The organism is Aneurinibacillus thermoaerophilus (assembly GCF_900099925.1).
Classification (GTDB): domain Bacteria; phylum Bacillota; class Bacilli; order Aneurinibacillales; family Aneurinibacillaceae; genus Aneurinibacillus; species Aneurinibacillus thermoaerophilus.
The window spans coordinates 1-14,996 of sequence record NZ_FNDE01000043.1 but is presented as its reverse complement, the minus strand read 5'-3'; the positions used below and the strand labels follow the sequence as shown (position 1 = coordinate 14,996).

15 protein-coding genes and 2 pseudogenes are annotated in these 14,996 nt (G+C 46.4%); all 17 read right to left on the bottom strand.

Annotated features, from left to right (window positions below; all coding sequences use genetic code 11):
* Positions 1-2,514 (bottom strand): accessory Sec system translocase SecA2, encoded by a 2,514-nt coding sequence (gene secA2 / locus BLR88_RS16150; RefSeq protein WP_057897519.1) that lies wholly within the window; start codon positions 2,512-2,514, stop codon positions 1-3.
* A gap of 475 nt (positions 2,515-2,989) precedes the next feature.
* Positions 2,990-3,544 carry a ribosome hibernation-promoting factor, HPF/YfiA family gene (hpf, locus tag BLR88_RS16140; protein ID WP_057897517.1) on the bottom strand — a complete coding sequence of 185 codons (555 nt, stop codon included), beginning with the start codon at positions 3,542-3,544 and terminating at the stop codon, positions 2,990-2,992.
* 315 nt (positions 3,545-3,859) lie between these two features.
* Complete coding sequence (locus BLR88_RS16135) at positions 3,860-4,099, bottom strand: hypothetical protein (protein WP_057897516.1); 240 nt, start codon at positions 4,097-4,099, stop codon at positions 3,860-3,862.
* Between the two features lie 290 nt (positions 4,100-4,389).
* On the bottom strand, positions 4,390-4,587 hold the full coding sequence (locus BLR88_RS16130) for a cold shock domain-containing protein (RefSeq protein WP_057897515.1): 198 nt from the start codon (positions 4,585-4,587) through the stop codon (positions 4,390-4,392).
* Positions 4,588-4,731: 144 nt separating this feature from the next.
* The gene (locus tag BLR88_RS16125; RefSeq protein ID WP_175493654.1) at positions 4,732-5,364 is read right to left on the bottom strand and encodes an amino acid ABC transporter permease; all 633 of its coding nucleotides are present in this window, start codon (positions 5,362-5,364) and stop codon (positions 4,732-4,734) included.
* A 406-nt stretch (positions 5,365-5,770) separates the two neighbouring features.
* Positions 5,771-6,631 (bottom strand): flagellin N-terminal helical domain-containing protein, encoded by an 861-nt coding sequence (locus tag BLR88_RS16120; protein ID WP_091261199.1) that lies wholly within the window; start codon positions 6,629-6,631, stop codon positions 5,771-5,773.
* Positions 6,632-6,666: 35 nt separating this feature from the next.
* Entirely contained in the window at positions 6,667-7,152 is a 486-nt protein-coding gene (locus tag BLR88_RS16115; protein WP_057897513.1) for a flagellar export chaperone FliS, read from the bottom strand.
* 204 nt (positions 7,153-7,356) lie between these two features.
* A pseudogene (locus tag BLR88_RS16110) lies at positions 7,357-7,632 on the bottom strand (EscU/YscU/HrcU family type III secretion system export apparatus switch protein); the annotation flags it as partial.
* Positions 7,629-10,028, bottom strand: coding sequence for a coiled-coil domain-containing protein (locus BLR88_RS16105; protein WP_091261197.1), 2,400 nt, complete (start codon positions 10,026-10,028; stop codon positions 7,629-7,631). The pseudogene BLR88_RS16110 and the gene BLR88_RS16105, both read right to left, overlap by 4 nt.
* A gap of 205 nt (positions 10,029-10,233) precedes the next feature.
* Positions 10,234-10,650 (bottom strand): flagellar protein FliT, encoded by a 417-nt coding sequence (locus tag BLR88_RS16100; RefSeq protein ID WP_139185004.1) that lies wholly within the window; start codon positions 10,648-10,650, stop codon positions 10,234-10,236.
* Positions 10,620-10,988: a flagellar export chaperone FliS gene (gene fliS / locus BLR88_RS16095; RefSeq protein ID WP_057897510.1), complete on the bottom strand. Its 369-nt coding sequence runs from the start codon at positions 10,986-10,988 to the stop codon at positions 10,620-10,622. The genes BLR88_RS16100 and fliS overlap by 31 nt, the downstream gene beginning before the upstream one ends.
* Complete coding sequence (gene fliD, locus BLR88_RS16090) at positions 10,985-12,541, bottom strand: flagellar filament capping protein FliD (protein WP_175493653.1); 1,557 nt, start codon at positions 12,539-12,541, stop codon at positions 10,985-10,987. Before fliD ends, fliS begins: the two co-directional genes overlap by 4 nt.
* Before the next feature lie 24 nt (positions 12,542-12,565).
* Positions 12,566-12,940: a flagellar protein FlaG gene (locus tag BLR88_RS16085; RefSeq protein WP_057897508.1), complete on the bottom strand. Its 375-nt coding sequence runs from the start codon at positions 12,938-12,940 to the stop codon at positions 12,566-12,568.
* Positions 12,941-13,202: 262 nt separating this feature from the next.
* Positions 13,203-13,617 (bottom strand): annotated as a pseudogene (locus BLR88_RS16080) (reverse transcriptase domain-containing protein); the annotation flags it as partial.
* A gap of 204 nt (positions 13,618-13,821) precedes the next feature.
* Complete coding sequence (locus BLR88_RS19975) at positions 13,822-13,962, bottom strand: hypothetical protein (protein WP_217639398.1); 141 nt, start codon at positions 13,960-13,962, stop codon at positions 13,822-13,824.
* 181 nt (positions 13,963-14,143) lie between these two features.
* Positions 14,144-14,548 (bottom strand): contact-dependent growth inhibition system immunity protein, encoded by a 405-nt coding sequence (locus BLR88_RS16070; RefSeq protein ID WP_057897507.1) that lies wholly within the window; start codon positions 14,546-14,548, stop codon positions 14,144-14,146.
* The coding region (locus tag BLR88_RS16065; protein WP_254778347.1) for a polymorphic toxin type 28 domain-containing protein at positions 14,548-14,996 on the bottom strand (449 nt) is incomplete at its 5' end. The genes BLR88_RS16070 and BLR88_RS16065, both read right to left, overlap by 1 nt.

The window sequence follows — 14,996 nt, the reverse complement described above, 5'->3', positions numbered from 1 at the left end:
TTATTCCTCCCGGCCACAACAGTTTTTGTACTTTTTCCCGCTGCCGCAGTAGCAAGGATCGTTGCGACCAATTTTCGGCTCTCGACGGCGCACCGGCTTTTTTGGCGCCGGTTCATCCGACGGAACAACCGCCTGACCCTTGGCTACTTCCTGGCGCTGCAGGTTGCTTCCAATGTTCGCTTTCATAATATATGTCGCCACTTCTTCCTCGATGCTGGCAATCATTTGATTGAACATTTCATAGCCTTCCATCTGATACTCACGAAGTGGATCTGTCTGCCCGTACGCACGCAAATGAATACCCTGACGGAACTGATCCATGGCATCGATATGATCCATCCACTTACTGTCCACCGCTCGCAATACAACGACCTTCTCGAACTCGCGGAAGTCCGCTTCATCCATCAGCGCTTCCCGTTCACTGTAAAGACGCTCAACAAGCTCACGGAACACTTCTATAATTTCTTCGCGGTCTTTGCCCCAAATATCTTTCACCGTCAGCTGACCTTCATGCAGAAACGTGCCGTTGCAGTGGTCAATGAGCGCTTCGAGATCCCACTCTTCCTGCACGACTTCGTCCGAACAATGCAGATCGACGAGGCGCTCGACATGCGACATAATCATCCCGATCACCACATCGCGCAGCGACTCGGCTTCCAGTACTTCGCGGCGTTGCTTGTAAATAACCACACGCTGCTGGTTCATCACATCGTCATATTGCAATACGAGGCGGCGCATGTCGAAGTTAGCGCCCTCCACCCGCTTCTGCGATGATTCAATCGCCCGGGATACCATTTTACTTTCGATCGGCACATCTTCTTCCATACCGAGTCGATCCATCATGTTCATAATATTCTCTGAACCAAACTTGCGCATCAATTCGTCTTCCAGCGAGATAAAGAACTGGGACGAACCGGGGTCGCCTTGACGTCCGGCGCGGCCGCGTAGCTGGTTGTCAATCCGGCGGCTCTCATGACGTTCCGTACCGATAATATGCAAACCGCCGAGTTCGGCAACGCCTTCCCCGAGCTTAATGTCAGTACCGCGACCCGCCATGTTGGTCGCAATCGTTACCATGCCACGCTGTCCGGCCTGCGCGACAATCTCGGCTTCACGCGCATGGTGCTTTGCGTTCAGCACCTGGTGCGGAATGCCTTTTTTCTTCAGCATGCTGGAAAGCAATTCAGATTTTTCGATAGAAGTCGTACCGACCAGCACCGGGCGGCCGATTTTGTGCATTTTCTCCACTTCGGCAACAACCGCTTTATATTTGCCGCGTTCTGTTTTATAGATCGCATCCGGCTTGTCCTCACGAATCACCGGCTTGTTGGTTGGAATGACCACCACTTGAAGACCGTAGATTTTCTGAAACTCTTCTTCTTCTGTTTTTGCCGTCCCCGTCATGCCGCCCAACTTCTCATACATACGGAAATAGTTCTGCAGCGTGATCGTCGCGAGCGTCATGCTCTCGTTTTGCACCTGCAGGCCTTCTTTTGCTTCAATAGCCTGATGCAAACCATCGCTGTAGCGGCGTCCTTGCATCAGACGGCCCGTAAACTCGTCAACGATGATCACTTCGCCGTTGTCTACCACATAGTCAATATCGCGCTTCATCAGCGCTTTCGCTTTCAGTGCGATATTGATGTGATGGTTCAGGAGAATGTGCTCATTGTCATACAGGTTATCGATATTAAACGCGCGCTCCACTTCCGCTACCCCTGTTTCAGTAAGGGATACAGAGTTCGCTTTCAGATCAATGGTATAGTGCTCATCCTCTTTCAGGCGCGTGACGAAACGGGCCGCAACATAATAAAGCTCGGTCGATTTTTCCGCTTCGCCCGAGATAATGAGCGGCGTCCGCGCCTCATCGATGAGGATGCTGTCGACCTCGTCGACGATGCAGTAATGCAGCGGGCGCTGTACCATTTGTTCTTTGTAAAGCACCATGTTATCGCGCAGATAGTCAAAGCCGAACTCATTGTTCGTACCATATGTGATATCGGCCGCATATGCCGCCCGCTTCTCGTCCGGTGACATGCCGGCAAGGTTTACGGCGCAGCTTAAACCGAGAAAATTGTAAATCCGGCCCATCTCTTCGGCATCGCGTGTCGCCAGGTATTCGTTCACCGTAATGACATGTACGCCTTTGCCGGACAGGGCGTTCAAATACGTAGGCAGCGTCGCAACCAGCGTTTTACCTTCCCCTGTCTTCATCTCGGCAATTTTGCCTTCATGCAGCACCATGCCGCCAATCAATTGCACATCATAGTGGCGCATGCCAAGCACGCGGCGGCTTGCCTCACGGCATACCGCAAAAGCTTCATACAAAATATCATCCAGCGTCTCGCCTTTGGCAAGCCGCTCTTTGAACTCATCCGTTTTATTGCGAAGCTGTTCATCGCTTAATGCCTGTATTTGTGGCTCCAACGCATTGATTTTTTCGACGCGTCTCTGGTACTTCTTGATATCACGTTCGTTGGAATCGCCAATTATCTTCTTAAGTATACCTAGCATCGGGTATCTATCCCCTTCCAAATCATCGCTTCATTGCTAGTCTGAGCAGACGGACTGCTCTAAATTTTAATTTTAACAGTAGTATATGGGGATTGACAAGGAAAGAAAATGGATATTTACTATTTAGACCGTGCCCTATCGAACAACTTTATCCGTTTTTTCTTTCTAACCATACTCCGTATGAAGAGATTAAGAATTGGGTGCAACCTGATTTCGTTGTAATATGTGACAAAAAGAAAATCGTTGATGTTTACAATGCATCTGATGTCTATCTGTTAGAGGAGACGAGTTTTAAGCGTGGTGGGGTATATGTCAAGGGTGACACATTGCCAGAAAGTATTGAAGATTTTAGAATTGATTTGAATACCGTGTTTAGAGAGTAAGAAGGGGCCGGGTCAAAAATCATGAGCCAGCCCCTTTGGTATGAAACGTTCCGCCCGGAGGCAGCCTTTGTTTCTTCCCTGTATTTCAAAGGTTATATATTCTCCGGTTCAATCAAACCGTAACGGCCATCTTTGCGGCGGTAGACAACGTTGACTTCTTCCGTCTCCGCATTGCTGAACACGAAGAAGTTATGCCCCAGCATATCCATCTGTAGTACCGCTTCCTCTGCGTCCATCGGCTTCAGATTAAAGCGTTTCGTTTTTACGATTTCGATCGTATCGTTGTCGTCTTCTTGTTCCCCTTTATTGGTAAATACAGGATCAGCATCCACAAATATTGCCCCTTGCTGGCGATATTTGCGGTTCACTTTCGTCTTGTACTTGCGGATTTGCCGCTCTAATTTTTCAACGACCAGATCGATCGCCGCATACATATCACTATTTGTATCTTCGGCTCGGAGGATAACTCCCGGCATTGGAATGGTCACTTCCACCGTATGCTCGCCACGGATGACACGCATTGTTATGTTGCACGAAAATGCAGAAGTGTCCTCAAAGTAGCGCTCGAGACGGCCAATTTTTTTCTCTGCATAGTCTCGAAGTGCAGGAGTTACTTCAATATTTTCACCACGGGTGTTGTATTGCATATGAATACTCCTCCTTTCATCTATATTTATAATATATTCCCTTTTCCCGGCCCAAAATCCTTCTGAATCCGACATTTTCTTCCCAGGTTTTGTGAAATTTTTATGACAAACCGGAAACTTCCAGAAGAATTGTTCTTTAGAAGATAAACATATATACACACAGATAGACCCCTGAAGCAAGCACTACAGCCTGTTGTTTCAGGGGTAACGTATCGCTAGCTAAATTCAGAAGAAGGCGGCCAAAGTGCATCCAAAGCAAGAACGTCAATATACTCAAGATGATAATCGTTAATAACCACTCTTGCTGGATGTGATTCAATCCTTTTCTGCATTTTTTATATAATTAATGCCTTCTGGCAAAAGAAATACTTTGAATAAACCGTCCTTCCTCTCCGCACAGCTGATAAATCCACGTTTCGCCAGATATCTGTACGCGAGACGTTCCGTCCTCGTGCTGATTTCGACTGTTTCCGAATTTCCCCCGCTTTGAATGTGTCTTGAATAAATTTCTTTTAATAGCCCAAACCGATACTCTTGCGTCTTGCCTGCTTTCATACCGTTCCCCGCCTTTGTCTCCGTTCTTTTTACCTCTCTATAGTTTCTAACATTTACATATTTAATATCGGTAAAACAAAGAGGGGATTGCAATATGTTTATTGGTTATTTTCTGTTTATCTCCATCTGAATAGTTCTAATGCCAGCTTCGAACAGTTTGACTCACGCCTTTTAAAAGATATGTAGCTTTCCAACCTAAAATAGTTAAGCCCTCTGGAATCAATTCCAGAGGGCGGAACGTTGCATATTTCAATCTACCTTATTCCTGTCAATCGGAAAGGAGATGCATATTACAACTTAACAACATTTGCCGCTTGAGGTCCACGAGCGCCTTCAACGATTTCGAATTCAACGCTTTGACCTTCTTCCAGCGTTTTAAAACCTTCGGCCTGGATTGCAGAGAAGTGTACAAATACGTCGTCTCCGTTCTCTCTTTCGATGAAACCGTAGCCTTTTTCAGCATTAAACCATTTTACTTTACCTTGCATGAAATACATCCCTTTCCGTCAATAAAATACTGGGAACGTGTAATCGTTTACCCATACCTCGACTATACCATTTTTATCATGTCCAGGTCAAATTAAATTGCTCGACGAAACAAGCATTTATTCGACAATTTCGACAAGATATGGTTACTCTGTAGCAAACCGCTTTTCCAAATATGTCACAAACCGGGAAATCAATAGCGTCAGCACAAGATAAATAGCCGCCATGGTCAAATAAGATTCCCAGCGCGCGAATGTTGACTTCGCGGTCGCATTTCCCGCGTACGTCAGTTCAGGTGCCGCAATAACCGCAAGCAACGAAGAGTCTTTCAAAAGCGCGATAAATTCGTTGCCAAGCGGCGGAATCATGCGTTTGAACGCCTGCGGCAAAATCACATAACGCATCGCTTGTCCGTGGTTCATGCCCAGAGAACGGGCCGCTTCCATCTGTCCACGATCAATCGACCGAATACCGGCGCGGAAGATTTCGGCTATATACGCTCCGGCGTTTAGCGAAAGCACCACAAAACCGGAAAATACGACCGACGGCGGTTCTTCAGAGAACAGGCCCCAGATTTCCGGAATTGCCGCGTAATGAATCAGCAGAATCTGCACAAATAACGGCGTACCACGAAATACGGTAATGTAAGCCACAGACGGCCAGCGCAGTATCGGATTCTTCGACAGGCGACCAAGACCGAAAAGCAGACCAAGAATGGTTCCCATAAATACGCCGACAGACGTAAACAAAATCGTATATCCCACACCGCGAATAAACATTTCGCGGTACTCGTAAATAACACCCCAATCCACAACACTCACAGCCTTTCCTCAACAGCATTCTCAATAAACAGGCGAAAAGTGCGCGTGGATTTTTTCCACAGCGCACCTTATCTTTTTGTATAACGTATTCATTATACCGGATAAAAATGCGTCTGCAAAGATATTTCTTTGATTTAGTCAGTCAATTTTTGACTTCTCTAGAAATACTTTTTATACGTTTTATCATACGTTCCGTAGCGAAACGAGTCAGATTATGCATGCTCGTCTTGCTATGATCTAGGCTGTTAGCTCAATAAGTGGACACAAATTTTTAGAACGGCGGACAGGAATCTTCTTTTCGCAAAAAGCCCCGAAAAGCAACATGCTTTTCGGGGAAAATAAGGAATATGATTCATAAAGAGCTTTAACCTTTGAGGAGTTGTAATACACCTTGCGGTAACTGGTTGGCCTGGGCCAGCATTGCTGTCGCGGACTGGTTGATGATGTTGAAGCGGGTAAATTCGGTCATTTCTTTCGCCATATCTGCATCGCGAATACGAGATTCAGCACCTGTCAGATTTTCTGTATAATTGGACAAGTTATTGACTACGTGTTCCAGACGGTTTTGAATAGCACCGAAATAGGAACGGATGCGGGAAACTTGATCAATGGCAGCCTTGAAGGTCTCGATCGCACCCTCAGGATCACTAATTACATCTACATTGTCAATTTTGAGAGAAGCCTTATCCGCTTTGCATCCTGCAGCAAATGGAGGGTCGGCTTCCGGTTGTGTTGTTAATTCCAGAGTCAACGAGTCCTCCTTTTTAGGGCCGTACTGAATTTTCACATCTTGTAACAAAGGACTATCGCTGTCTCCGATAAGTTGAATTCCATTAAATTCCGTTGTTTTAGCAATCTGATCAATTTGTGCTGTTAATTGATTGATCTCATCCTCAATGGCTTTTTTGTCCTTGTCACTATACGTGCCGTTTGCTGCTTGTACGGCCAATTCACGCATACGCTGCAACATCTCGTGTATTTCCTGCAATGCGCCTTCCGCCGTCTGAATCAAAGAAACTCCATCCATTGTATTGCGCTGTCCTTGCTCCAAACCGCGAATTTGACCGCGCATTTTTTCTGAAATGGCAAGTCCTGCCGCATCATCAGACGCACGGTTAATGCGATAGCCGGAAGACAGTCTCTCCAAAATCTTGCTCGTTCCTATTTGATTTTGCGCTAAATTACGGTAGGCGTTTAACGCGGGAAGATTATGATTAATACGCATATCGTATCCACTCCTTAAAAAACGATCTCATATTTTTAAAAGTCAAACTGCTTCTTTTCCGCATGATTCCATGTTTCCTGTTCAATTTCCCGACGCTCATATGGATTCAGCCTGGGCTTGCCGGCAAGGTGAGCCATAACCTGTGTTTTTCCCTTTTCCTTCTCCATCGCGATCGTCCAGGCCTCATCCAATTGACAGATGATCTCTTTCGCTTCCTGCAAAAGCTTGATATCTTTGCGGAGATTCCCTTGTATAATCAGTTCAAATACATACTGATACAGCATTTCGAGCCGATCGGCTAAAACGCCGGCTTCGTACTTGATTCCGAAACCAAGACGGGTAACAATATCGTTGCAAAGCTGCAAAGCTGCGTTCGCCTGCGCGTATTTCTTCTCCGAAATACAAGCGATCGCTTCTTCTAATTTTTGCAGCAGTCGCTTATACAACAGGGATGTAATTAATTCGGGATGACCGTGCAAATCACTTATCTCCACATTTTCCAACGTGACCATACGCTCCATCGCGATTCCTCTCAACACAAATCATAATTGATGTTTTTATACTTCTATCATGGCAAAATGTCTACATTATAGATATCGGATATTTTTCTAGAGTTTTAAGGAAGAATCTTCAAGCCAAATCTCGTCATCCTCTTCCTCCCAATAAGGCGTACGTTCGATAGCAGGTATAAGCGGAACAGAAACCGCAGAACCGATATTCGCCCTTCGAACAAGCAACAAGATTTCCGCCACTACCTGATACAGCTGTGGTGGCACATTGCTGCCCAGGTCGAGATCCAGCAAGTTCTCCAACAACATCGCATCTTCCTGAAGCGGAATGTCATGTTCCTTCGCTTTCGCGATGATTTTTTCCGCGATTTGCCCGCGCCCATGAGCGACCACCGTAGGCGCCCGATCCTTATCCTTGTCATAGCGAATGACAGCCGCCCGGCTCGTTTTCTCTTTTCCTTTTGCCGCTTGCTGAAAATGCTTGTAAATCATACTGAAATATCGACCCCTTCTCCGGAAGTATGGGCGAACGCATGCTGCCTTCCGGTTGCGGTATCTATAGCTGGGGCTTTTCTCTGTTCGCTCTCCCGCTCCTGATGCGCCAGCGGGGAAAAGGTTACGCTCTGCACCCGGTAGCCCATCCGTTGCAATTCCTCTTTCATCCGCGGAATGTACGGCGCAAACGCCTGCTCCACAAACGGATGATCGTTCTGAACACGTATCGCCATTTCTCTTTCGACTACCGTAACAGCCACTCCCGTTTCCCCAAACTTCGGCGTATCAAGAAAGAAGAACAGGCTACAATTCTCCCAATCCATCTGTTCGCCATTTTGCCGGGCACGAACTTGCATATGAACCGAATGCATCCCCTCTTCCCAAGGTAGCGGGAGCTGTACTTGAAACGATTGGGTGACCGTCCCTGCCTCTTGTTTGGACAACAGTTGCTGCCCTGTTACATGAGATAAGGCCTGCTCCAACATCTCCCTCGCTTTGGGAGAAGCATGGCTTTCCATTCCGTTCATTAGCATCGCCTTGAGATTGTGCGGCGGTTTTTCTCCTCGCGCATCGCTGCTATTATATCCGGCTGAGCGCATGTCTCCTTCTCGACGCATCATCCATTCCACTGCCTCTCGTTCATGGCTGAACCCCATCCCGCGCATCGCTTCCTGCACTCCGCGGCCGGTCAGCGATTCTTCCCGCCATTGTTGAGCGTAAAGCTGAAGCGGATTCTGCATTCCGCCTTCTCCTGTCATCTTGGAGAAAAAGCGTTCGACTTTCGTATAGGAAGGTTGCCAGTTGAGCTTTTCTAAATCGGTTCGCAATCGTTGAAACAGCCGGAGCGCCTCATCCTGTTCGCCTTTGGCCAGCAACCCTTTGACCCGCTGTAGTTCGCCGCTCATGCGCAATAGCTCGTACTCAAAGTCCATATCAGCAAACAGGGCGAATTCTCCCTTATTCACCAGCCGATTCACCATTTCAATCGTTGGCTCGACAATCCGCTGAATATAGGAAGCGGCCTGTGGAATGTTCTGGCGTAAAAACTGGCTCATGCGCTCAACATTGTTGATAATTTCTTTTTTTGTTTGCCTGAACTTTTCTCCTACTTGATGCAAATAATCGGGAATATAGCGTGTGAGGCGTTCAAAGGTAGCCGTCTGGACAGCGGTCAGCGCCGCCATCCGCTCTCCCGAGGCAGCGAACAAGCGCTCAAGTTCATCCATACCGGCCAGCAGCCGCTCACCGTTTTGAGCCGGCTGACGCGCCGCTTCTTCTAACTGTTGAAGTATGTGTGCTGCCTGATTCGCTTCTTTTTGCGGCACTCCTTCACGCTTTATCGCATCGCGCAACGCCACAGCAAGATCTCGCATCACGATGTCCGGCTGACGCGAAGAGGTCGAACCTTCCATTTGAATGTTCCCCAGCGCCACAAGCAGTTCCTGCCGCGCCAGACTGACCAGATTGCCCAATCTTATGAATGTCTCGCTGAGCGGACGCAAAACGTTTGCCCCAGAATGATCGACTCCTTCGCCGTCAGGAAACGACATGTTCGGCGAACCGCTTTCTGTACGAGCGCCCCCCGTTCCGACTACCGGCAGTTTCAACATTTTCACCAGCATATCTATGCTCCGCTCTACCATTATCTTCGCTTCCGCATGCCTGCCTACGGCTTCATAGCTAAGCGACATCCGCAGTTCTTTCATGATTTGCCGAATCGCGCTTTCGAGGTCTTTCCGTACTTCTGTGCTCAACCTGGCTTCCTGTACCGCCTGCGCCACCGCTTCCTGCAATTCACGAAGCTGGCTGCGGGTTGCCCTGCCGGACATACGGATAGCAAGCGCCTGTTCCGCCAGTTTTTGCAAGGCCTGTTCCAGCAAAGCAGACATTCCCGCACGCGAATGATCGGGGACACTCCGGTGCGCGTCTTGCAGAGAATCGGAATTCGATAAAAAGCGCAGCTCTGGCAGCAAATCAGGCGCTTCTTTCGCCAGCTCACTCAGAATTTGATCCAGCGACGGTCCGTATAAAGCACGAAACACCGCTTCATAGCTTCTGGGCGTAACCGAAATTTTCTTCTGCGCCATAATCGAAAGCGTATCCAATTTTTGCTGGATGGTTCCTTCTCCTTTTTGGAGAATGTGCTGAAGTGAATGTAGCGTCTCCTTTGTAACCGGGATGCGCTCCGCAATCAGCAAACGTACTGCTTCCTTCATTTCTACTGTCGCTTTGATCCCGGCATCCTGCAATACCTGCTCGGCTGTCGTTTCGGAAGATAAAGAGACAGAGCCTTGTCCATTCACATGATTTGTCATTTGTCCCTGCTGGGGTTCCGTTGTTTTTCCGGGCATTTGTGAGGTATGAATGCTCCGCGTAACATCTGAGACTTGCATGTGACGCTCCACCTTTCCGCACTATAACTTCTATTTAGTAATATCGGTCAAAATGGGCATGCTTTTATATACCAGCTGGAAGGAAACTGTCCCAAAACATTGCTGGAAATACGTATATTGCGTATATCGTAACGCAAAAGGGTGCCCCATCACTTTTAGGACACCCTCCATAAACAAAAGCAACGCAAGGTCGTCTAATGGGAGACTATTCTTTTCGGTCGAAAAAAATACTGGGCAAATATGCTTCCTCTTTATTATACCCTTTCTGAATGATCACTTGCCTTCTTTCCATTACCGCGCCCTGGCGCAACTTATCGCGCAACGGAACAAGCAGAGGAGTGATGTGCTGGCGCACTTCTATCACTTCCTGGAGCAGACGTCTCAACTCTTGTTCTTCGGAAGGATCTCGTGCTTCGTTTTGCGCATCCAGTTGATTAATGGATTCAATAATTTGATTGCATCTTTCCACATGATCCAGGAACGCTTCCACATCCTCCGCGCGGACGGCGCGCAATTGCTCAAGCGTTTCTGTTCGCATCTCCGTAAGCAGTCGCTTTTTCTGTGAATAAAAGTTTCCAGACATCGCGGCCCCTATTTCATTAGCTTGAGCGCCTGCTGCCACGTGTTTCGAAAATCTTCGGCATATCCCAGCACTTCTTCCATGATCGCCTGTTCTTTGGTGGTATTAGCTTTGATTAAACGCTCCAGCATATATTCATACATGGCGGCCATATCTTTTGCGACCGGGTATTCCATATTTAACGTGCACAACAGTTCCCTGAGAATGTCCTGGCTTTTGATAAGGTTCGTATTGACCGCCTGAATTTCTCCTTGTTCCGCACTTGCGATTGCCATTTTAATGAATTTGACAAGACCATTATATAATTGGAGCGTTACTTCACCCGGTGTAGCCGTAAGTACACTATTTTGTTTATATTGCTGCGCTGCAAGATTTGTCATCGTCCATTACTTCCTCCTGCGAATTGTTGCATAAGCCAGGCACTTTGGGCGTTGTACTTGCTCATCGCCTTTTCCATGGCCGTAAACTGGCGGTAATACCTATTTTCCTTTTGAATCAAGCGCCTTTCCATATCGTAAATGCGCGCATCCAGATTTTGTAACATTTTTCCAATAATACTTTGATCATCTGCCTGGTTTCCGGTCACTCCCGCTTTCTCCGTCAGCTCCTTAAAAGCAGCTCCAAAGCTGTCATTCAACCGGTGAATCAAGCCGCGCTTTGCCTGTTTCGTCGGATCGTTCTCCACATCTTCTTCGGTAATATCGCTCCCCTGAATAAACAGATTTTTCACCGCTTCCGGGTCCTCTTCCAACGCTTCACGCAGCTTATCTTCATTCACCGTCAGCTTTCCTTTGTCTTTATAGCTTTCGGATGTAATGCCGATCGCGGCCAGCGAATTGTATTTGCTGCCGTTGTCTACGATGGAAGTCATATTCAGGCGCATGCTGTTTACCAGACCGGAAAGAATGCCATCACGGCGCAAAAGACCGCTCTTCGCCTTTTCTTCCCATTGCTCAATCTGCTTTTCGGTTAACGCTTTTCGCTCTTCATCCGTCAGCGGCTGATAATTTTTGTAGACCGGTTCATCCAGCGTCTTTTTCAGCTTTTCCAGCATCTCATTATATTTGTTAATAAAGTCTTTAATATTTTTGATTTCCGCCTCGATGTCCCGCTTTACGTTCACCGTAACTTCAATCGGCGTGGCAGGCGTCGCCTGGCCTTTAATCGTATAGATTAAGCCAAACGCTTTAAAGGTGTTGGAGGTAAACTCTGTTTCCGGATACCCGTCCAATATGACTTTCGCATTTTGTCCGGTATACGTTTTTGTATCATCGACCGCTGCATCGCTGGCCGCCAATCCCAAAACATAAAGAGGGTTTTTCGTATCAGATGTAACACTTAATTCAATTTTTGTTGAAGCGCCCGTTTCTTTTGTTTTCAAAACAAATTGTTTCAGGTTATCATCATACGCAGCCTGCAAGCCAAGACTCGTTTTCCCATCGCCTGCGTCCACAGCCGCATTCAATGCAGCCACAGCGTCTTTCACGGTTTGACCAGCTTTTAATGAAATGGTCGCCTGGCGCACCTCTCCCTTCGCATTCGTTACTTTCACGACAAATTCGCTGTCTTCACTTAGCGTCCTGCTCGTGTCAGTCGTAGCGTTCACAGAAGCGGCTGCCGCCGTTTGCGTGACTTTCAATGTATGAAGCCCTTCTATCGCATCGCCATTCGCAACCGCTGACACTTTCGCTTCGTCGGATGAGGCTGTCGTAAACGTGTTGTATGTCGATGACATCTTCATATCGAATAATGTCTTGGAGCGGAATGAGAAAATCTCAGTATTCCACTTGCGATAAGCTTCGCTTTGCCAGTTGAGCTTCTCCCGGTTTTGCTTGAGCTTATTGAACGGGATACGCTCCGCATCCATCAGCTTTTTAATCAGTGTGTCCGTATCCATACCGGAGGCAAGGCCGGATATGCGATTTACATTCATTCCGTACATTTCCATCTCTCCATTCTAAATTTTTTGATCCAAGAAGAAACCGATCATTTCCTTGAGCCGCGCCCGCAGTTCAAGCACATCTTGCGGCGGTACTTCTTTAATCACTTCATGCGTAATTTTGTTCTCAATAACGGCGTACCATTGTCCACTTTTTTCATGAAATTTTAAGGCGAGACCCGTATTCAGGCTTTCAAACAGCTTATCGGCATCCTGTTTGAGCCTTTCCCGTTCTTTTTCATCACGATACTTTTGATTGTCAAACCGCTCGGTTTGCACTTGTTCTTCCCGCGCTGCCATTATCCGTGTTTCATCCATCGGCTGAGCCGATTTTTCCAGCGCAGGGCTCCGTGATGAAACAGTATGATGCATCGGAAGCGATACGTCCGTCATATTCGTTCCCTCCACATTTTGTCGTTCTCTTATTTAGATATATCGGACGGGATGGTGGGATTTTTTAGCATGAGGACATGGAAATTTACGTAAGATTGCTCTGTCAAAGAAGCATAGCAAACACAAACAATCGAGTAGGAGGGGGTGATTAGCCCCCGACCTCTCACACCACCGTACGTACCGTTCGGTATACAGCGGTTCATTATGTACGCCGCAAGGCGTGATATCGTTCTTTTAGACTCTTGAGTCGATACGATTCGAAGAATCGTTTATCAAGAGTCCGATGTAAAACAGGACTTTTGGCGATACGCCAGTATTGCCTAGCTTTTCGTACAGCGTCATGTCCGCGCCGTGAGGGGCGGAATCCATAACTATGTTCGGAAAAACAAGGGTCAAACACAGGGGTAAGTATCTGTGCAATTACCTGTTGGATGAAACGGTCGAGCACGGTAGGGATACCTAACTGTCGGACTCCTCCGTTCGGCTTCGGGATTTCAACGCGACGGACAGGACTGGATTCATAAGTTCCCACCTCACTCAATGGAACGACGAATGTCATGCCAGTGATCCATGATATATCTACGTAGGGATTTTACAGACATACCATCCACACCATGGCTTCCTTTATTTCGTTCTACCTGTTTCAAAGCAAGTGAGAGATTGTCCCGTGCTAACAATTATTCCATCATTGAACGTACACTCCTTGCGTGAGCGAAAGGTTCCATTTGTGCCGAAGGCACACTCTGCCCTTCCGAAGTCCCCCGTGGAATTCACCACATCCTCCTTCGGATAAGTCCATACGGATTGTCTGCCTTCATCGCGTGTCTTCGAACGCCTGGTCTTTCGTTCTCCATAATGTTCGGCCCTTCCATGTCATGTCATCACATGGCATGTACTATGACCTCTGCTGACTTCTGTCTGTTCAGCTCATTCTCGCGAATGAGGTTACCGAGGATACTCGGCCTATCAGACAGACCTCCTCGGGTAAGAGCGCCATCTTCCCCTCCATCTACCTGCCTCATTTACCTTCGCTCGCCTTCGGCAGTATGGACTTCGCCTTGTTATGCAGGCTCATCCAACGAACGCTGGCCTTATATGAGATTCATGTTCCTCAGGCCGAAGGTTTGCCGCCGGCTTCCTTCAGATTCGAATTACCTTAAAAGAAAACCTTGAAAGGTAAAAATCCAATCAAGGTAAATACATTTAACGACTATCTAACTTATCCAGAAATTTTTCTAATAAATCAACATATTCGATATAATCTTCTTGACTAAAAAAGTCATTGATATCTAGTCTTGTTTTAATATCAAAAAGTAATTCTTTTATAGATTTTTTATATTTTTTTAATTTTATTACATCAACTGAAGAAAGCAATTCTAACAATTGTCCATCATAGACATCTCCAATAAGAGGGTTTTGTTTTAGATACTCAAGAGCCCTCTCTATTGCTAATTCAATAAAAATCTCTTGTCTAAGCATTCTACAGATATCCGTAATATCAATTTCTGTAACTGTTTTCTCTATCAGGGTATTATACCATATATCTAATGCATACTTAGCTTTTAGTTCTCCCTGTGAAATGTTGTAAATATCTTTGATAGTTTTCACTAATTTATCCCCCCAAATGGTTCAAATAAATTCTCTATTTTCTTTATATTCTTATTTGCTTTATCCAAACCCTCCTGTAGTACTTTTCTTGTAGCATCATTTAAATTTGGATTTTTAAGTGACCCTTCTAAGCCTTTTCTTATCCTAATTAAACCCTTATAGGAGTCCTTCATTTCCTGTAAGTGATTCCAATACCCACCACCTGGTTTAGGGACTGGATTATCTTGTAAGTCTCTTAATGAACCAGAAAAATCCTTATCAGTTAAATGTTTGTTAATAATATTATCTAAAGTGTCTAGGTTTCTTTTATGGGCTCTTGTTAGATTTACATTACTCATCCCCTTAGTTGCATTCCCAGTGGATTGTTTTGGCTTCGGCGGTTGTAATGGCTGTTTCGCTTTATCCAATCTTTTTGTAATTTTAACCGTTTTATTGATGTTTTTGACAA

Excerpts from the sequence above, each read along its gene's own strand:
- hpf (WP_057897517.1), bottom strand. The coding sequence starts at position 3,544 with ATGCAATACAACACCCGTGGTGAAAATATTGAAGTAACTCCTGCACTT.
- BLR88_RS16135 (WP_057897516.1), bottom strand. The coding sequence starts at position 4,099 with ATGAAAGCAGGCAAGACGCAAGAGTATCGGTTTGGGCTATTAAAAGAA.
- secA2 (WP_057897519.1), bottom strand. The coding sequence starts at position 2,514 with ATGCTAGGTATACTTAAGAAGATAATTGGCGATTCCAACGAACGTGAT.
- BLR88_RS16130 (WP_057897515.1), bottom strand. The coding sequence starts at position 4,587 with ATGCAAGGTAAAGTAAAATGGTTTAATGCTGAAAAAGGCTACGGTTTC.
- BLR88_RS16125 (WP_175493654.1), bottom strand. The coding sequence starts at position 5,364 with ATGTTTATTCGCGGTGTGGGATATACGATTTTGTTTACGTCTGTCGGC.
- BLR88_RS16120 (WP_091261199.1), bottom strand. The coding sequence starts at position 6,631 with ATGCGTATTAATCATAATCTTCCCGCGTTAAACGCCTACCGTAATTTA.
- BLR88_RS16085 (WP_057897508.1), bottom strand. The coding sequence starts at position 12,940 with ATGACGGACGTATCGCTTCCGATGCATCATACTGTTTCATCACGGAGC.
- BLR88_RS19975 (WP_217639398.1), bottom strand. The coding sequence starts at position 13,962 with ATGAGGCAGGTAGATGGAGGGGAAGATGGCGCTCTTACCCGAGGAGGT.
- BLR88_RS16115 (WP_057897513.1), bottom strand. The coding sequence starts at position 7,152 with ATGGAGCGTATGGTCACGTTGGAAAATGTGGAGATAAGTGATTTGCAC.
- fliD (WP_175493653.1), bottom strand. The coding sequence starts at position 12,541 with ATGAATGTAAATCGCATATCCGGCCTTGCCTCCGGTATGGATACGGAC.
- fliS (WP_057897510.1), bottom strand. The coding sequence starts at position 10,988 with ATGACAAATCTTGCAGCGCAGCAATATAAACAAAATAGTGTACTTACG.
- BLR88_RS16105 (WP_091261197.1), bottom strand. The coding sequence starts at position 10,028 with ATGCAAGTCTCAGATGTTACGCGGAGCATTCATACCTCACAAATGCCC.